Source organism: Pseudideonella sakaiensis (assembly GCF_048320135.1).
In the GTDB taxonomy this organism is placed as follows: domain Bacteria; phylum Pseudomonadota; class Gammaproteobacteria; order Burkholderiales; family Burkholderiaceae_C; genus Ideonella_A; species Ideonella_A sakaiensis_A.
Genome location: NZ_CP182947.1, coordinates 2,729,867 through 2,742,867 on the forward strand (window position 1 = coordinate 2,729,867; position 13,001 = coordinate 2,742,867).

A 13,001-nucleotide genomic window follows, 5' to 3' on the forward strand; every position below is an offset into this window, starting at 1 on the left:
GCGCTGGGGTTTTCAGGCCCCTTCAGAAAACACTGAAGCGGGCCGGGGCCCGCTTGTTGACAGTCGGCTGTGAGCCGCTTCAGATTCGCATCGGCATCACGACGTATTTGAAGCCGGGCTGGTCGGGCACCGTGAACAGGGCACTCGAGTTGGTGTCCTGCAGCTCGAGCTTGACCATCTCGACCTGCGTGTTGGCCAGCACGTCCATCAAATACGTCACGTTGAAGCCGATCTCGATCGCATCGCCTTCGTAGTCGACCTCGAGTTCTTCCTTCGCCTCTTCCTGCTCGGCATTGCTCGATGCGATGCGCAGCGTGCCGGCCTCGAGGTTGACGCGAACGCCCTTGAACTTTTCGCTGGTCAGGATCGCCGCGCGCTGCAGGCTGGCGAGCAGTGGCTGGCGGCCGACCATCAGGTGGTTCTTGTGGTTCTTCGGAATGACGCGGTTGTAGTCGGGGAATTTGCCCTCGACCAGCTTGGTGACGAATTCCATCCCGGAGAACGCAAAGCGGGCCTGGTTGCCGGCAAAACGCATCTCAATCGGGCTGTCTTCGTCCTTCAACAAACGCTGCAGCTCGAGCACCGTCTTGCGCGGCAGGATCACCTCCTGCTTCGGGATCTCCTGTTCGAGCGTGGCCTGGGCGAGCGCCAGCCGATGGCCGTCGGTTGCGACGAGGATCAGGTTGCTGCCTTCGGCAACGAACAGGATGCCGTTCAGGTAGTAGCGGATGTCGTGCACCGCCATCGCGAAGTGCACCTGGTTGATCAGGTTCTTCAGCGTCTTCTGCGGCACGCTGAACATCGGGCCGAAATCCGGCGCCTCCTGCACCAGCGGGAAGTCGTCGGCCGGCAGCGTCTGCAGCGTGAAGCGGCTCTTGCCGCCCTGCAGCGTCAGCTTGTTCTGGTTCGCCGACAACGTGACCATCTGGTCCGCCGGCATCGAGCGCAGGATGTCGATCAGCTTGCGGGCACCGACGGTGGTCGTGAAATTGCCGGCATCGCCACCGAGTTCGGCTTCGGTGCGCACCTGGATCTCGAGATCGGACGTCGTCAGCTCGATCTGGCCGTCGTTCTTGCGGATCAGCACGTTGGCCAGCACCGGCAAGGTGTGCCGGCGCTCCACGATGCCGGCCACCGACTGCAGCGCAGAGAGAAACTTTTCCTGTACTGCCTTTAGGACAATCATTTAAACCTCTTCATTGGTAGTCTTAGTAGAGGAGCGTTGAAATTGTGGAGAAGGCCATTTTCTTCTTTTCCATCAAGCAGTTAACTCGCTGAGAACCCTGTGTGTGGCAGGCCTGTGAAGGTGCTTGGCAATCGACAACAACCTGGGCCGGAGGCGCTGGCCTGTGGACAAGCACCAGGTTGCAAAAAAGTTGTCCCCAGGTTTGTGACTTGACAGACCTCGCACCGGTGGCATCGGGAAACGATGCCATTGTGTCGGGCGGTGGGTGATGGAAAGTCGGCTCGGGCGACGCTGATCGGCTTGGTTCGGTATCAGCCTTTCAGAGTCTGTTCGAGCACGTGCAGCTGCTGGTTCAGCTCGGTATTCTTCTGCCGCTCGCCGGCGATCTTGCGCACCGCGTGCAGCACCGTCGTGTGGTCGCGCCCGCCGAACAGCTCTCCGATCTCGGGCAGGCTTTTCTGTGTCATCTCCTTGGCCAGGTACATCGCGATCTGCCGCGGCCGCGCGATGCTGGCCGGGCGCTTCTTGCTGTACATGTCGGCAACCTTGATCTTGTAGAAATCGGCCACCGTCTTCTGGATATTCTCGACGCCGATCTGCCGGTTCTGGATCGACAGCAGGTCCTTCAGGGCCTCGCGGGCCAGCGCGATGTTGATCTCCTTGCCGGAGAAGCGCGAATAGGCCAGCACCTTGCGCAGCGCGCCTTCGAGCTCGCGCACGTTGGCGCGCACATTCTTCGCAACGAAGAAGGCGACGTCTTCCGGCATCGCGGTGCCGTCGGCCTCGGCCTTGCGCATCAGGATCGCGACCCGCATCTCGAGCTCGGGCGGCTCGATCGCCACCGTCAGCCCGGCATCGAAGCGGCTGGTCAGCCGCTCGTCGATATCGGCCAGCCCCTTCGGATAGGTGTCGCTGGTCATGATGATGTGGGCACGCTTCGCGAGCAGCGCCTCGAAGGCGTTGAAGAACTCCTCCTGCGTGCGCTCCTTGCCGGCAAAGAACTGCACATCGTCGATCAGCAGCAGGTCGAGCGAGTGGTATTTGGCCTTCAGCTCGTCGAAGGTCTTGCGCTGGTAGTTCTTGACGACGTCGCTGATGAACTGTTCGGCATGCAGGTACAGCACGCGGGCATCGGGCCGGTCGGCGAGCAGCGAGTTGCCGACCGCATGGATCAGGTGCGTCTTGCCGAGGCCGACCCCGCCGTAGATGAACAAGGGGTTGTACATGTGGCCCGGCGCGCCGGCGACATGCAGCGCGGCGGTGCGCGCCATCTGGTTGGCGCGGCCGGGCACCAGGGTGTCGAAGGTCAACGCGGTATTCAGACGGTGCCGGTTCTGCACCGAATCGAAACTGGTCAGGCCGCTGCTCGCCGATGCGGCGTTGTTGCCGTTGCGCGGTGCGCCATCGGCACGCGCGTTGGCGGCGGGCTGGGTGTTTTGTGCCGGCGGCTCGCCGAGGCTGACCGGGCTGTGGCGGGCCGGCGCGTCGCCGGCCGACAAGGTGATCTCGAGCCGCACCGGCTTGCCGGCGAGCTCGCTCAGCACCGACTCGATGCGCATCGCATACTGGCTGCGGATCCAGTCGAGCTTGAAACGGTTCGGCACGCGCAGCGTGGCCACGGCGGCATCGGCCGCGCCGGAGGTTCCGTCGGCCGACTCGGTGATCACGGCCGGTGGCAGCGGGCGGATCCAGGTGTTGAACTGGAGTTCAGGCAGTTCTGCAGCAAGGCGTTCACAGCCTCGCTGCCAGAGATCAGCGCTCATTGTGGAAAAGTCTGGATGGCAGACGCGGTATTCTAGCCGCCAAGAGCCGCCGATGAAGGGTTATCCACAGCGGGAAGACCCTCGAAAACCGCGGCATCTCATGTGGTTCATGCGCCAAGTCTTTGACGTAATTGAGACTTTTTGTTCTAATGCTCGGTTTCCCCGATGCGCCAAGGCAAACCAGCCCAGCAGCGGCAAACTGGCGCAGGCCCATCAGCGGGCAGCCGTCAGCCGCGCTGATCGCCCCGCCTGGCCGACTGAACGCCTGCTGAATCAAAGGGTGTCAGATCGGGAAAGTCTCACCGCCGAATCGGCACCCCTGTGGATATCCTGTCATGAAACGCACCTACCAAGCTTCGAAGACCCGCCGCGCCCGCACCCATGGCTTTCTGGTGCGCATGAAGACGCGTGGCGGCCGGGCCGTCATCAAGGCGCGCCGCGCCAAGGGCCGCAAGCGCCTGGCCGTCTGAGCCTGCGCTGCACAGCGCGCCTGCAGCAGCGTCGTCCGTGATGGGCCGCATCGTTCGGCCGGTTGATTTCCAACGTGTCCTCGGTACCTCACCGTGGGCGCGCAGCCCGCATTTTGCCGTCCATCATCTGCAGCAGGCGCCGGCCCGCCGGGTTCACCCGGCGGCGGATATCCAGCAGTTATCCACAGCTCGCGAACAAGCTTGTCCACCGCTTGTGGATGAGTTGCCGGCGCAGGCCCCGGTTTCGCCGCCGGTCGACGGCTGGTGGCTGGGGCTGGTGGTGCCGAAACGTCATGCCAAGCGCAGCGTCACCCGCAGCCTGCTGAAACGGCAGATGCGGGCGGCCGCGCATGCTGCGGTGCCGCCGGCACAGCCGAGCCTGCGCCCCGGCATGTGGGTGGTGCGGCTGCGCGCGGTGATCGACCGCAAGAAATACCCGAGCGCGGCGTCGGAGGCCTTGCGCCGCGCGATGCACGACGAATTGCAGCAGCTGATGCTGAAGGCTGCGTTGCGTTGTGATGGCTGAGATGCTGCAAACCCTCGTCCACCTGCCGCGCCGGCTGCTGATCCTGCTGGTGCGGATCTACCGGCTGCTGCTGAGCCCGTGGCTTGGCAACAGCTGCCGGTTTGTGCCGACCTGCTCGGTTTATGCGATCGAAGCGCTGGATCGCCACGGCGCTGTCGTCGGCACGACCCTGACCACCTATCGCCTGTTGCGTTGCCACCCCTGGTGCACGCCGGGTGACGATCCGGTACCCGATCGGCCCATGCGGCTGTTCACCGGTTTGCTGTCTTCCTCGAACACTGAAAAGCATTCTCCATGACCGATATCCGTCGCACCATGCTGTGGGTGGTGTTCTCGATGTCCCTGGTTCTGATCTGGGACGCCTGGAACAAGCACACCGGCCAGCCGTCGATGTTCAGCCCGCCGCCGCCGGCGGCCACCCAGCCGGTGGCGCAGTCGGCCTCGGTGCCGGCGCCGACCGCTGCGCTGCCGAATCCGACTTCGGTGCCGAGTGCATCGACCGCCGCGACGGCGGGTGCGACCGGGCTGCCGACGGCGGCCGCGCCGGCGCCCACCGGCGAGCAGGTGACGATCACGACCGACGTCGTGAAGGCGACCTTCGACAGCCGCGGCGCCGACCTGATGCGCCTCGAGCTGCTGAACTACGACGACCACAACTATCCGGGCCAGAACGTCGTCTTGTTCGACCAGTCGGCGACGCGGCTGTACAAGGCGCAAAGCGGCCTGATCCCGGCGCAGGGTGGCGCAACGCTGCCGAACCACCTGACGCAGATGACGCCGCTGCCCGGCCCGCGCGAGCTGACCGCCGGTTCCGAAGCGATCGAGGTCAAGTTCGAATCGGCCGAGGCCGGTGGCGTCAAGCTGATCAAGACCTACCGCTTCAAGCGCGGCAGCTACCTGGTCGGCGTGCGCCATGAGATCGTCAATACCGGCAGCGAGCCGGTCGACCCGCAGCTGTACATGCAGCTGGTGCGCGACGGCAATGCGCCGGAGGGCGAGTCGAGCTTCTATTTCACGTTCACCGGCCCGGCGATGTATACCGATGCCGAGAAGTTCTACAAGGTCGATTTCAAGGACATCGAGAAACGCGGCGGCCAGAAGCCGGACCACCCGACCAATACCGACAACGGCTGGGTCGCGATGGTGCAGCACTATTTCACGTCGGCCTGGCTGCTCGGTGAAGACAACAACGACAAGCGCCAGCGCGAGATGTACACGCGCAAGATCGACAACAACCAGTATTCGGTCGGCATGATCGTGCCGCTCGGCAGCCTGGCCGGCGGCGCGACGCAGACCATCGATGCGCGGCTGTATGTCGGCCCGCAGGAAGAGCATCGGCTGGCCGAGATCGCACCGGGCCTGGAACTCGTGAAGGACTATGGCTGGTTCACGATCTTGTCGAAGCCGCTGTTCTGGCTGCTGACGCAGCTGCACACGCTGATCGGCAACTGGGGCTGGGCAATCGTTGCGCTGGTGTTCATCCTGAAGGCCGCGTTCTACTGGCTCAATGCACGTGCCTATAGATCGATGGCGAAGATGAAGGCCATCAACCCGAAGGTGATGGAGATGCGCGAGCGGCTGAAGGACAAGCCGCAGCAGATGCAGCAGGAGATGATGCGCATCTACCGCGAGGAGAAGGTCAACCCGATCGGCGGCTGCCTGCCGATCGTTGCGCAGATGCCGTTCTTCATTGCGCTGTACTGGGTGCTGCTGTCGAGCGTCGAGATGCGCAATGCGCCGTGGATCCTGTGGATCGACGACCTGTCGGCGAAGGACCCGTTCTATATCCTGCCGCTGCTGATGACCGGCACGACGCTGCTGCAGACGTGGCTGAACCCGACGCCGCCGGACCCGATGCAGGCACGGATGATGTGGATCATGCCGCTGATGTTCTCGGTGATGTTCTTCATCTTCCCGGCCGGCCTGGTGCTGTACTGGCTGACGAACAACATCCTGTCGATCGCGCAGCAGTACATGATCAACCGGCAGCTCGGCGTTGTTGCCCACCGCAAGATCAGCTGGCCGGGCAAGAAGAAGAAGGCCTGATCGCGGCCAGACAGGTTGCGGCCCGCGCTGACAGCTGATGCTGGCCCGCCACGCCGAGCCCATCGTTGCGGTGGCGACCGCGCCCGGCCGCGGCGCGGTCGGCATCGTGAGAGTGTCGGGCCAACGCATCGATGCGGTGATCGAGGCCGTCTGTGGGCGCCCGCTTGCGCCGCGCCATGCGAGCTACCTGCCATTTCTCGGCAGCGATGGCGAGACGCTGGACCAGGGCCTCGCACTCCATTTCCCGGCGCCGAACAGCTATACCGGCGAAGAGGTGCTCGAGCTGCAGGCGCATGGCGGGCCCGTGCTGCTGCAGCTGCTGCTCGCGCGCTGCCTCGAGGCCGGCCGCGGCATCGGGCTGCGGCTCGCATCGCCCGGTGAATTTACCGAACGCGCCTTCCTGAACGGCAAGCTCGACCTCGCGCAGGCCGAGGCGGTGGCGGATCTGATCGATGCCAGCACCGAGGCCGCGGCACGCTCGGCGAGCCGTTCGCTGGCCGGCGGTTTCTCGACCGAGATCCACCAGCTGCGCGACGAGTTGATCAATCTGCGGATGCTGGTCGAGGCGACGCTCGATTTTCCGGAAGAGGAGATCGACTTTCTCGAGAAGGCGAATGCGCGCGGCCGCATCGATGCGGTGGCGGCAAAGGTCGACAGCGTGTTGTCGATGGCGCGTCAGGGCGCGTTGCTGCGCGAAGGCATCAAGGTCGTGCTCGCGGGGCAGCCGAATGTCGGCAAGAGTTCGCTGCTGAATGCGCTGGCCGGCGCGGAGCTCGCGATCGTCACGCCGATTGCCGGCACGACGCGCGACAAGGTCAGCGAGACGATACAGATCGACGGCGTGCCGCTGCATGTGATCGATACCGCCGGCCTGCGCGAACTCGGCGAATCGGGCGACGAGGTCGAACGCATCGGCATCGCGCGCAGCTGGGCCGAGATCGAGGCCGCCGACGCGGTGATCTTTCTGCACGACCTGACGCGGCGCGGCGAGCCCGACTATGAAGCCGGCGACGCGCGCATTGCCGAGCGGCTGCAGGCCCACCATGCCGGCAGCGACCGGCTGCTGCATGTCTTCAACAAGGCCGACCTGCTGCCCGCCGATGCCGCGCTGCCGGATACCGACGATGAAGATGCCGCGGTGCTGCAACTGTCGGCCGCCACCGGCGCCGGCCTCGACGCACTGCGCCGCAAGCTGCTCGAACTGGCCGGCTGGCATGCCCGGCCCGAAGGCCTGTTCATTGCGCGCAGCCGCCACGTCTTCGCCCTGCGCCGCACCCGCGAACACCTGCTCGAGGCACAAGCCCAGGCGGCGCTGGCCGACGCCGCACTCGACCTGCTCGCCGAGGAACTGCGCCTCGCGCAGAACGCACTCGGCGAAATCACCGGCGAATTCAGCGCCGACGATCTGCTTGGCGAGATCTTTTCGCGGTTCTGCATCGGCAAGTGACCCGCGCCGCTGCGCCGAGGGAACTGGTTGTTGCCGCCGCCGCGTAGCATGATTGCTCGATGAGCCGATCCCCCGAGCCTGCCACCGCGGCGTCCATGATGCGACGCTGTTTGCTCGCGGCGTTGTTGCTGGCATTGATCGCGCTGGGGCCGCCAGCGCGTGCGCAATCAGCTGACGACTGGGTGCTGCAGCGCGAGGATGCGCAGACGCAGACGCGCGTCTGGCTCGCCAACCGGCCCGGCGTCGCGTCGGCATTCCGCGCGACGACGGTGGTCGACGCCTCACTGTCCGCGCTGACCGCGGTGCTGCTCGACAGCGAGCGGATGCCGGACTGGGTCTACCGCGTTCGCGAAACGCAGCGCGTGCGCAGCGACGGGCCGACGCGTGGCGTTTCGCTGGTCGTCACATCGATGCCGTTTCCGCTGCTCGACCGCGATGCGGTGGTCGCGTGGTCGCTGACGCAGCATCCGCAGACGCTGGTTGTGACGCTGGCGGGCCGGCAGGCGGACGGGCTCGTGCCGCCGCATCCGGAGCGTATCCGGATGCCGCTGTTCGAATCGCGCTGGGTGTTCTCGCCGCGCGCCGACGGCCGGGTCGACGTATTGTTCGAAGGGGCCGGTGACCCGGGTGGCAACCTCGCGTTGCCGGTATTGCGTGAGATCGTCGGCTCGCTGTCATGGCAGGCGCCGTGGCAGACGATCCTCGCGCTGCGCGAGATCGTCCGCGAACCCGGCTATGCGCAGGCCCGGCTGCCGTTCATCCGCGAGCCGGCGCGGTGAGCGGCGGTGGCGCAGCGCAGCGACGTGCGGTGCTGCTCGCCGCGCTGCGGCTGGCGGCCTTGTTTGCGGTCGTCTTCTACGGCGCTGATGCATTGACCGCACTGCGCGAGACGCGCTTTCAGGTGCACATGGCCTGGGAGCTGGCAATGCCGTACTGGCCGCCGGCCTGGCTGATCTATTTCAGCGTCTTCGCGGTGCCGCTGCTGCCGTTGACGATGTTGCCCGACACGCAGCACGTCCGCCGCTGGGAATGGCGGATGGCAATGGCGGTGCTGCTGGCCGGCGCGATCTTCGTTGTCTTGCCGGCCGAGCTGGCCTATCCACCGGCCGATGCCGGGCGCTGGTCACCGCTGGCCGATCTGGCGCAACTGGTTGCAGGACGTTACAACCTGCTGCCGTCGCTGCATGTGGCCTTGTCGCTGCTGACGCTGCAGGCGGTGTGGCCGTTTGCCGGCCCGCGCGTGCGCATTGCGCTGGCTGTCTGGTACGGCTTGCTCGTCGCATCGGTGCTGCTGACGCACCAGCACCATGTCGCCGATGTCGCCGCCGGCTTGCTGCTGGCGGTGCTGATCCGCGTCGCCAATGCGCGGTTGCGCGCTCGCTGATCGGCCCGCGAGCCCCCAAGATGAGGGGCAAGCCTAGCGGCGAAACATCGCTTGACGGCGAGGCCCGTTTGGGTGGACAAAGACGGCATCGTGCCGCCGCCCGATATCGTCGAACATGTGCACCCGCTGCCGGTCTGCGGCTTCGGTGCGCACTCTCCGCATGCACCGCATTGCGCCGGCCTCGGAAGACTCGTAGCCTGCGGCCAGGTTGTCGACCCGCAGCATCCGGCGTACGGCAACGCGCTGTGCTGGCATCGCCGTCCGGACGCCCCTGCCGGAGGCGCGCCGCCGCTGGCGGCCACGCCCGATGCGACCTCGCCACCAGCCACCGCAGGGACAACGGCTTCCGCAGGTGGGCCGACGGCGACGTCGGGGCCGGGGTCGGGAACCGGGTCTGCGGCAGGTGGTGGCGGCGATGTCTCGTCCGGCAATGGCGACGGTGCAGGTGCCGTGTCGTCGACGCCGTCGACGCCACTGCCGCCGACTGATCCGCTGACGGAACCGGACTGGTGCTGGTGGCTGAAGTATTTCTGGCTGGTCCCGCTGTTGCTGCTGATGCTCGTTCTGCTGGGCCTGCTGTACAAGCTGTTGAAATGGCTGGGCATCTTCGGCCTGCTGAAGGAACTGGTGGCAGCGTTGTGGGAGCTGCTGAAGGAATTTCTGCGCGGGCGCCTGCGCACCGTGCCGGACCCGCCGCCGCAGACCGAACCTGTGCAGCCACCTCCGACCGAAGACGCGCCGCACGATTCGACCGACGATGCCGAAGAGGATGAGGAAGAGCGGGAGCACGCCTGCGAACTCAACGGCGAACCATCGATAACGCTGCACCCGGCGGGCTGGGTCATCGCTGCGCCCGATTGCCTGCCCGGCATGATCCACCTGGTCCATGCGTTCGAGATGGCGGCCGGTTTCCGCGGTCACTGCCACTGCTGTGAATACAGCCAGGAGATCAAGGGCGAGATCCATGTCAGGCGCCGCGGCCGCGAGCAATGGGAGAAGCTCGATATGGTGATTGCCGGAGGCGCGCTGCTCGATGCCAACGAATACCGCCTCGACGGCAAGCCCGGCTTTGCCTATGGCCGCAGAAACGGGCAGAAGAACATCCGCGAAGACAGCTACCTGCCGGTGCGTGGCAGCGGCTGCCGCTATCGAGGCGAGGACCTGCCGGGCGTGCGCGACTTGTCGCTCGGCGATACGGTCCGGATCCGGTTGATGTTCCGCGGTCGCGTCATCGACCGCTGCACCGGTTTGATCAAATGGGAAAAGGAGTGGACCTTGAGGACCCGCGGCCAGATCGATCTGGACATGCACTTCCCATACACAGGCACCTCGACCTACACCTACAAAAAACAGTATTGATTGCCTCGCCCCGGGTTTGCCGCCCTTTGACTCAGCCGCGGTGCCGCGCATAATCGTTTGCAGCCTTCTGCATCGAAACCGCTGCCATGGAACTGCCCGAGCTGGTCGAAGCCATCGAAACGCTGAATGCGCCCGACGCGTTCAAGGCGGGTTTTTCGATGACGCAGTGGCAGACGATTGCGAATTACCTGATTCCGTTCGAGATGAAGGCTGGCGAGGTGCTGATCCAGCAGGGCGAAACGGACCGGGTCTGTTATTTTCTCGGCCGCGGCTCGTTGCAGGTTTATGTGTCCGGCGGGCCGCCGGGCAGTTCGCAGATCGCGATCATGCGCGCCGGCGCAATCGTCGGCGAGCCCAGCCTGTTCGGCGACAACCCGCGGATGGCCAGCGTCAGCACGCTGACGCCGTGCACCTTGTGGGCACTGAGCGGCCAGCGGTTCGAGCAGATGGCGCAACGCGTGCCGCCGATCGCGCTCGACTTCCTGCGTGCTGCTGGATCGGTGATGGCGACGCGCATGCGCGCGACATTGACGCGGCATACGCCGTTCACCTGATGCCAATGTAGGAGCGGCTTTAGCCGCGATGGCTGCGCATGGCAAAAGCCTGAAACGGAGCTGAAGCCCCTCCTACAAAAGACCCCCGCATGCCAGTGGGAGCGGCTTTAGCCGCGATTTGTTTGCATGCCGCAAGCCCGAATCGGGGCTGAAGCCCCTCCCACAACGCAGCGCCTGTAACCGGCTCCCTCAGCGCTCCCCATCCCCCGACAACAATTTCGCCTCGGCCAGCGTCAGCGCCTCCGGCAGCCCCGACAACACCAGCGTATCGCCGGAGCGCAGCACCATCTCGTCGTCGGGCGGCATCACCTGGCCGGCGGCGCGGCGCACCGATGCGACCGATACGCCGATCGCATGCAGCGCGAGTGAGGCAATCGTCTTGCCGACGCTGGCGCCAGCCGGCGGCATCGTCACGCTGAGCAGCCTTGCGGTTTTCTGCTCGTCGATCGAATCATCGTCGGCGCCGTGAAAATAGCCGCGCAGCAGGCTGTAGCGCGCATCGCGCTGGTCCTGCACGACGCGGATCACGCGGCGCATCGGCACGCCGACCAGCGCCAGCGCATGGCTGGCCAGCATCAGCGAGCCCTCGATCGCCTCGGGCACGACTTCGGTCGCGCCGGCGGCCTGCAGCTTCTCGAGGTCGCTGTCGTCGAGCGTGCGCACGATCACCGGCACCTTCGGCGCGTGGTCCTTCACGAGGTGCAGGATGCGCAATGCCGAATTGGTGTCCTGATATGTCACGACGACCGCATTCGCGCGCGCCAGGCCGGCAGCCATCAGGCTTTGCAGCCGCGCCGCATCGCCGAAGACGACGCTCTGCCCGGCCGCCGCCGCCTGCCGCACGCGGTCCGGGTCGAGGTCGAGCGCCATGTACGGAATATGTTCGCCATCGAGGATTCGCGCGAGGTTCTGCCCGCAGCGGCCGTAGCCGGCGATGATCACGTGCGCCTCGGCATTGATCGAGCGCTTCGCAATCGTCGTCATCGCGACCGACTGCATCAGCCAGTCGGTCGACGACAGCCGCATCACGATGCGGTTGCTGTACATGATCAGGAATGGCGTCGCGAGCATCGACAACACCATGCTCGCGAGCACCGGGCTCAGCCATTGTGGATCGATCAGCTGCTGCTGCGCGCCGAGCGTCAGCAGCACGAAGCCGAATTCGCCGGCCTGCGCGAGGTAGATGCCGGTGCGCAATGCGACGCCGGGCGCCGAGCCGAACAGCCGCGCCAGCCCGGCGACGAGCAGAAATTTGGCCAGCACCGGCAGCATGCTCAGCATCAGCACCAGCCCCCACTGGTCGAGCACCGGCCGCCAGTCGAGCTTCATGCCGATCGTGATGAAGAACAGGCCGAGCAGCACGTCGTGGAACGGCCGGATATCGGTCTCGACCTGGTGCTTGTATTCGGTCTCGGCGATCAGCATGCCGGCAACGAATGCGCCGAGCGCCAGCGACAGCCCGAAATGTTCGGTCAGCCAGGCCAGGCCGAGCGTCGTCAGCAGCAGGTTCAGCACGAACAGTTCTTCGCTCTTGCGCCGCGCGACCAGCGTCAGCCACCAGCGCATCACCTTCTGCCCGCCGGCGAGCAGGATCGCCAGCAGCAACACCGCCTTCAGGCTGGCCATCCCGAGCGATACCGCCATGTCGGTGCCGCTCGAATTGAGCGCCGGGATCAATACCAGCAGCGGCACGACGGCCAGATCCTGGAACAGCAGCACGCCCATCACGCGGCGGCCATGTTCGCTTTCGAGCTCGAGCCGGTCGGCCATCAGCTTGACGACGATCGCGGTGCTCGACATCGCCATCGCGCTGCCGAGCACGACCGCACCCTGCCACGACAATTCCCACGGCCGATCGGTGAACGAAAAGATCCAGATCAGCAGGTGATGGCCGGCCACCGTGCCGAGGATCGTCAGGATCACCTGCGCGAGCCCGAGGCCGAAGACCAGCTTGCGCATGCTCTTCAGTTTCGGCAGGTTGAATTCCAGGCCGATCACGAACATCAGGAAGACGACGCCGAATTCGGCGAGGTAGCTGACGCCGGCCGAATCCTGCGCCAGCGCGAGCGCATTCGGGCCGATCACGACGCCGACCGCCAGATAGCCGAGCATCGGCGGCAGCTTCAAGTAGCGGCAGACGACGACGCCGGCGACCGCCGCGAGCAGGTAAAGCAGGACCAGCGCCAGCGTTGAGGCCATCGATTGGTGCGGAAAGGTGGATGCCTACAATGGTGCAGACACCACTTGATCCTAAACGACCCGCCTT

At 65.5% G+C, this 13,001-nt stretch carries 12 protein-coding genes; 9 read left to right on the plus strand and 3 right to left on the minus strand.

Annotated features, from left to right (window positions below; all coding sequences use genetic code 11):
- Positions 1-79: 79 nt before the first annotated feature.
- Together dnaN and dnaA are read right to left on the minus strand one after the other, a co-directional pair.
- Positions 80-1,186 carry a DNA polymerase III subunit beta gene (gene dnaN / locus ACNH6H_RS12350; protein ID WP_418318044.1) on the minus strand — a complete coding sequence of 369 codons (1,107 nt, stop codon included), beginning with the start codon at positions 1,184-1,186 and terminating at the stop codon, positions 80-82.
- Positions 1,187-1,497: 311 nt separating this feature from the next.
- Positions 1,498-2,949 carry a chromosomal replication initiator protein DnaA gene (gene dnaA, locus ACNH6H_RS12355; RefSeq protein WP_418318045.1) on the minus strand — a complete coding sequence of 484 codons (1,452 nt, stop codon included), beginning with the start codon at positions 2,947-2,949 and terminating at the stop codon, positions 1,498-1,500.
- Positions 2,950-3,284: 335 nt separating this feature from the next.
- Here dnaA and rpmH point away from each other — a divergent pair, with 335 nt between their 5' ends.
- The 9 genes from rpmH (at position 3,285) to ACNH6H_RS12400 (ending at position 10,735) form a co-directional block, all read left to right on the plus strand.
- Positions 3,285-3,419: a 50S ribosomal protein L34 gene (rpmH, locus tag ACNH6H_RS12360; RefSeq protein WP_309700985.1), complete on the plus strand. Its 135-nt coding sequence runs from the start codon at positions 3,285-3,287 to the stop codon at positions 3,417-3,419.
- A 40-nt stretch (positions 3,420-3,459) separates the two neighbouring features.
- On the plus strand, positions 3,460-3,945 hold the full coding sequence (locus ACNH6H_RS12365) for a ribonuclease P protein component (protein WP_418318046.1): 486 nt from the start codon (positions 3,460-3,462) through the stop codon (positions 3,943-3,945).
- Position 3,946: 1 nt separating this feature from the next.
- Entirely contained in the window at positions 3,947-4,243 is a 297-nt protein-coding gene (gene yidD / locus ACNH6H_RS12370) for a membrane protein insertion efficiency factor YidD (RefSeq protein ID WP_418321297.1), read from the plus strand.
- Entirely contained in the window at positions 4,240-5,991 is a 1,752-nt protein-coding gene (gene yidC / locus ACNH6H_RS12375) for a membrane protein insertase YidC (protein ID WP_418318047.1), read from the plus strand. The genes yidD and yidC overlap by 4 nt, the downstream gene beginning before the upstream one ends.
- Positions 5,992-6,028: 37 nt before the next feature.
- Entirely contained in the window at positions 6,029-7,438 is a 1,410-nt protein-coding gene (gene mnmE, locus ACNH6H_RS12380; RefSeq protein WP_418318048.1) for a tRNA uridine-5-carboxymethylaminomethyl(34) synthesis GTPase MnmE, read from the plus strand.
- A gap of 98 nt (positions 7,439-7,536) precedes the next feature.
- Positions 7,537-8,217, plus strand: coding sequence for an START domain-containing protein (locus tag ACNH6H_RS12385; RefSeq protein WP_418318049.1), 681 nt, complete (start codon positions 7,537-7,539; stop codon positions 8,215-8,217).
- Entirely contained in the window at positions 8,214-8,822 is a 609-nt protein-coding gene (locus ACNH6H_RS12390; protein ID WP_418318050.1) for a phosphatase PAP2 family protein, read from the plus strand. Before ACNH6H_RS12385 ends, ACNH6H_RS12390 begins: the two co-directional genes overlap by 4 nt.
- Positions 8,823-8,894: 72 nt before the next feature.
- Positions 8,895-10,181 (plus strand): hypothetical protein, encoded by a 1,287-nt coding sequence (locus ACNH6H_RS12395; RefSeq protein ID WP_418318051.1) that lies wholly within the window; start codon positions 8,895-8,897, stop codon positions 10,179-10,181.
- A gap of 86 nt (positions 10,182-10,267) precedes the next feature.
- Positions 10,268-10,735: a cyclic nucleotide-binding domain-containing protein gene (locus tag ACNH6H_RS12400; RefSeq protein ID WP_418318053.1), complete on the plus strand. Its 468-nt coding sequence runs from the start codon at positions 10,268-10,270 to the stop codon at positions 10,733-10,735.
- A 189-nt stretch (positions 10,736-10,924) separates the two neighbouring features.
- On the opposite strand, the gene ACNH6H_RS12405 is transcribed toward ACNH6H_RS12400, so the two are convergent.
- On the minus strand, positions 10,925-12,934 hold the full coding sequence (locus ACNH6H_RS12405; protein WP_418318054.1) for a monovalent cation:proton antiporter-2 (CPA2) family protein: 2,010 nt from the start codon (positions 12,932-12,934) through the stop codon (positions 10,925-10,927).
- Between the last annotated feature and the right edge of the window lie 67 nt (positions 12,935-13,001).

Coding starts and splice junctions, on each gene's coding strand:
- dnaN (WP_418318044.1), bottom strand. CDS start 1,186: ATGATTGTCCTAAAGGCAGTACAGGAAAAGTTTCTCTCTGCGCTGCAG.
- dnaA (WP_418318045.1), bottom strand. CDS start 2,949: ATGAGCGCTGATCTCTGGCAGCGAGGCTGTGAACGCCTTGCTGCAGAA.
- rpmH (WP_309700985.1), top strand. CDS start 3,285: ATGAAACGCACCTACCAAGCTTCGAAGACCCGCCGCGCCCGCACCCAT.
- ACNH6H_RS12365 (WP_418318046.1), top strand. CDS start 3,460: ATGGGCCGCATCGTTCGGCCGGTTGATTTCCAACGTGTCCTCGGTACC.
- yidD (WP_418321297.1), top strand. CDS start 3,947: ATGCTGCAAACCCTCGTCCACCTGCCGCGCCGGCTGCTGATCCTGCTG.
- yidC (WP_418318047.1), top strand. CDS start 4,240: ATGACCGATATCCGTCGCACCATGCTGTGGGTGGTGTTCTCGATGTCC.
- mnmE (WP_418318048.1), top strand. CDS start 6,029: ATGCTGGCCCGCCACGCCGAGCCCATCGTTGCGGTGGCGACCGCGCCC.
- ACNH6H_RS12385 (WP_418318049.1), top strand. CDS start 7,537: ATGCGACGCTGTTTGCTCGCGGCGTTGTTGCTGGCATTGATCGCGCTG.
- ACNH6H_RS12400 (WP_418318053.1), top strand. CDS start 10,268: ATGGAACTGCCCGAGCTGGTCGAAGCCATCGAAACGCTGAATGCGCCC.
- ACNH6H_RS12405 (WP_418318054.1), bottom strand. CDS start 12,934: ATGGCCTCAACGCTGGCGCTGGTCCTGCTTTACCTGCTCGCGGCGGTC.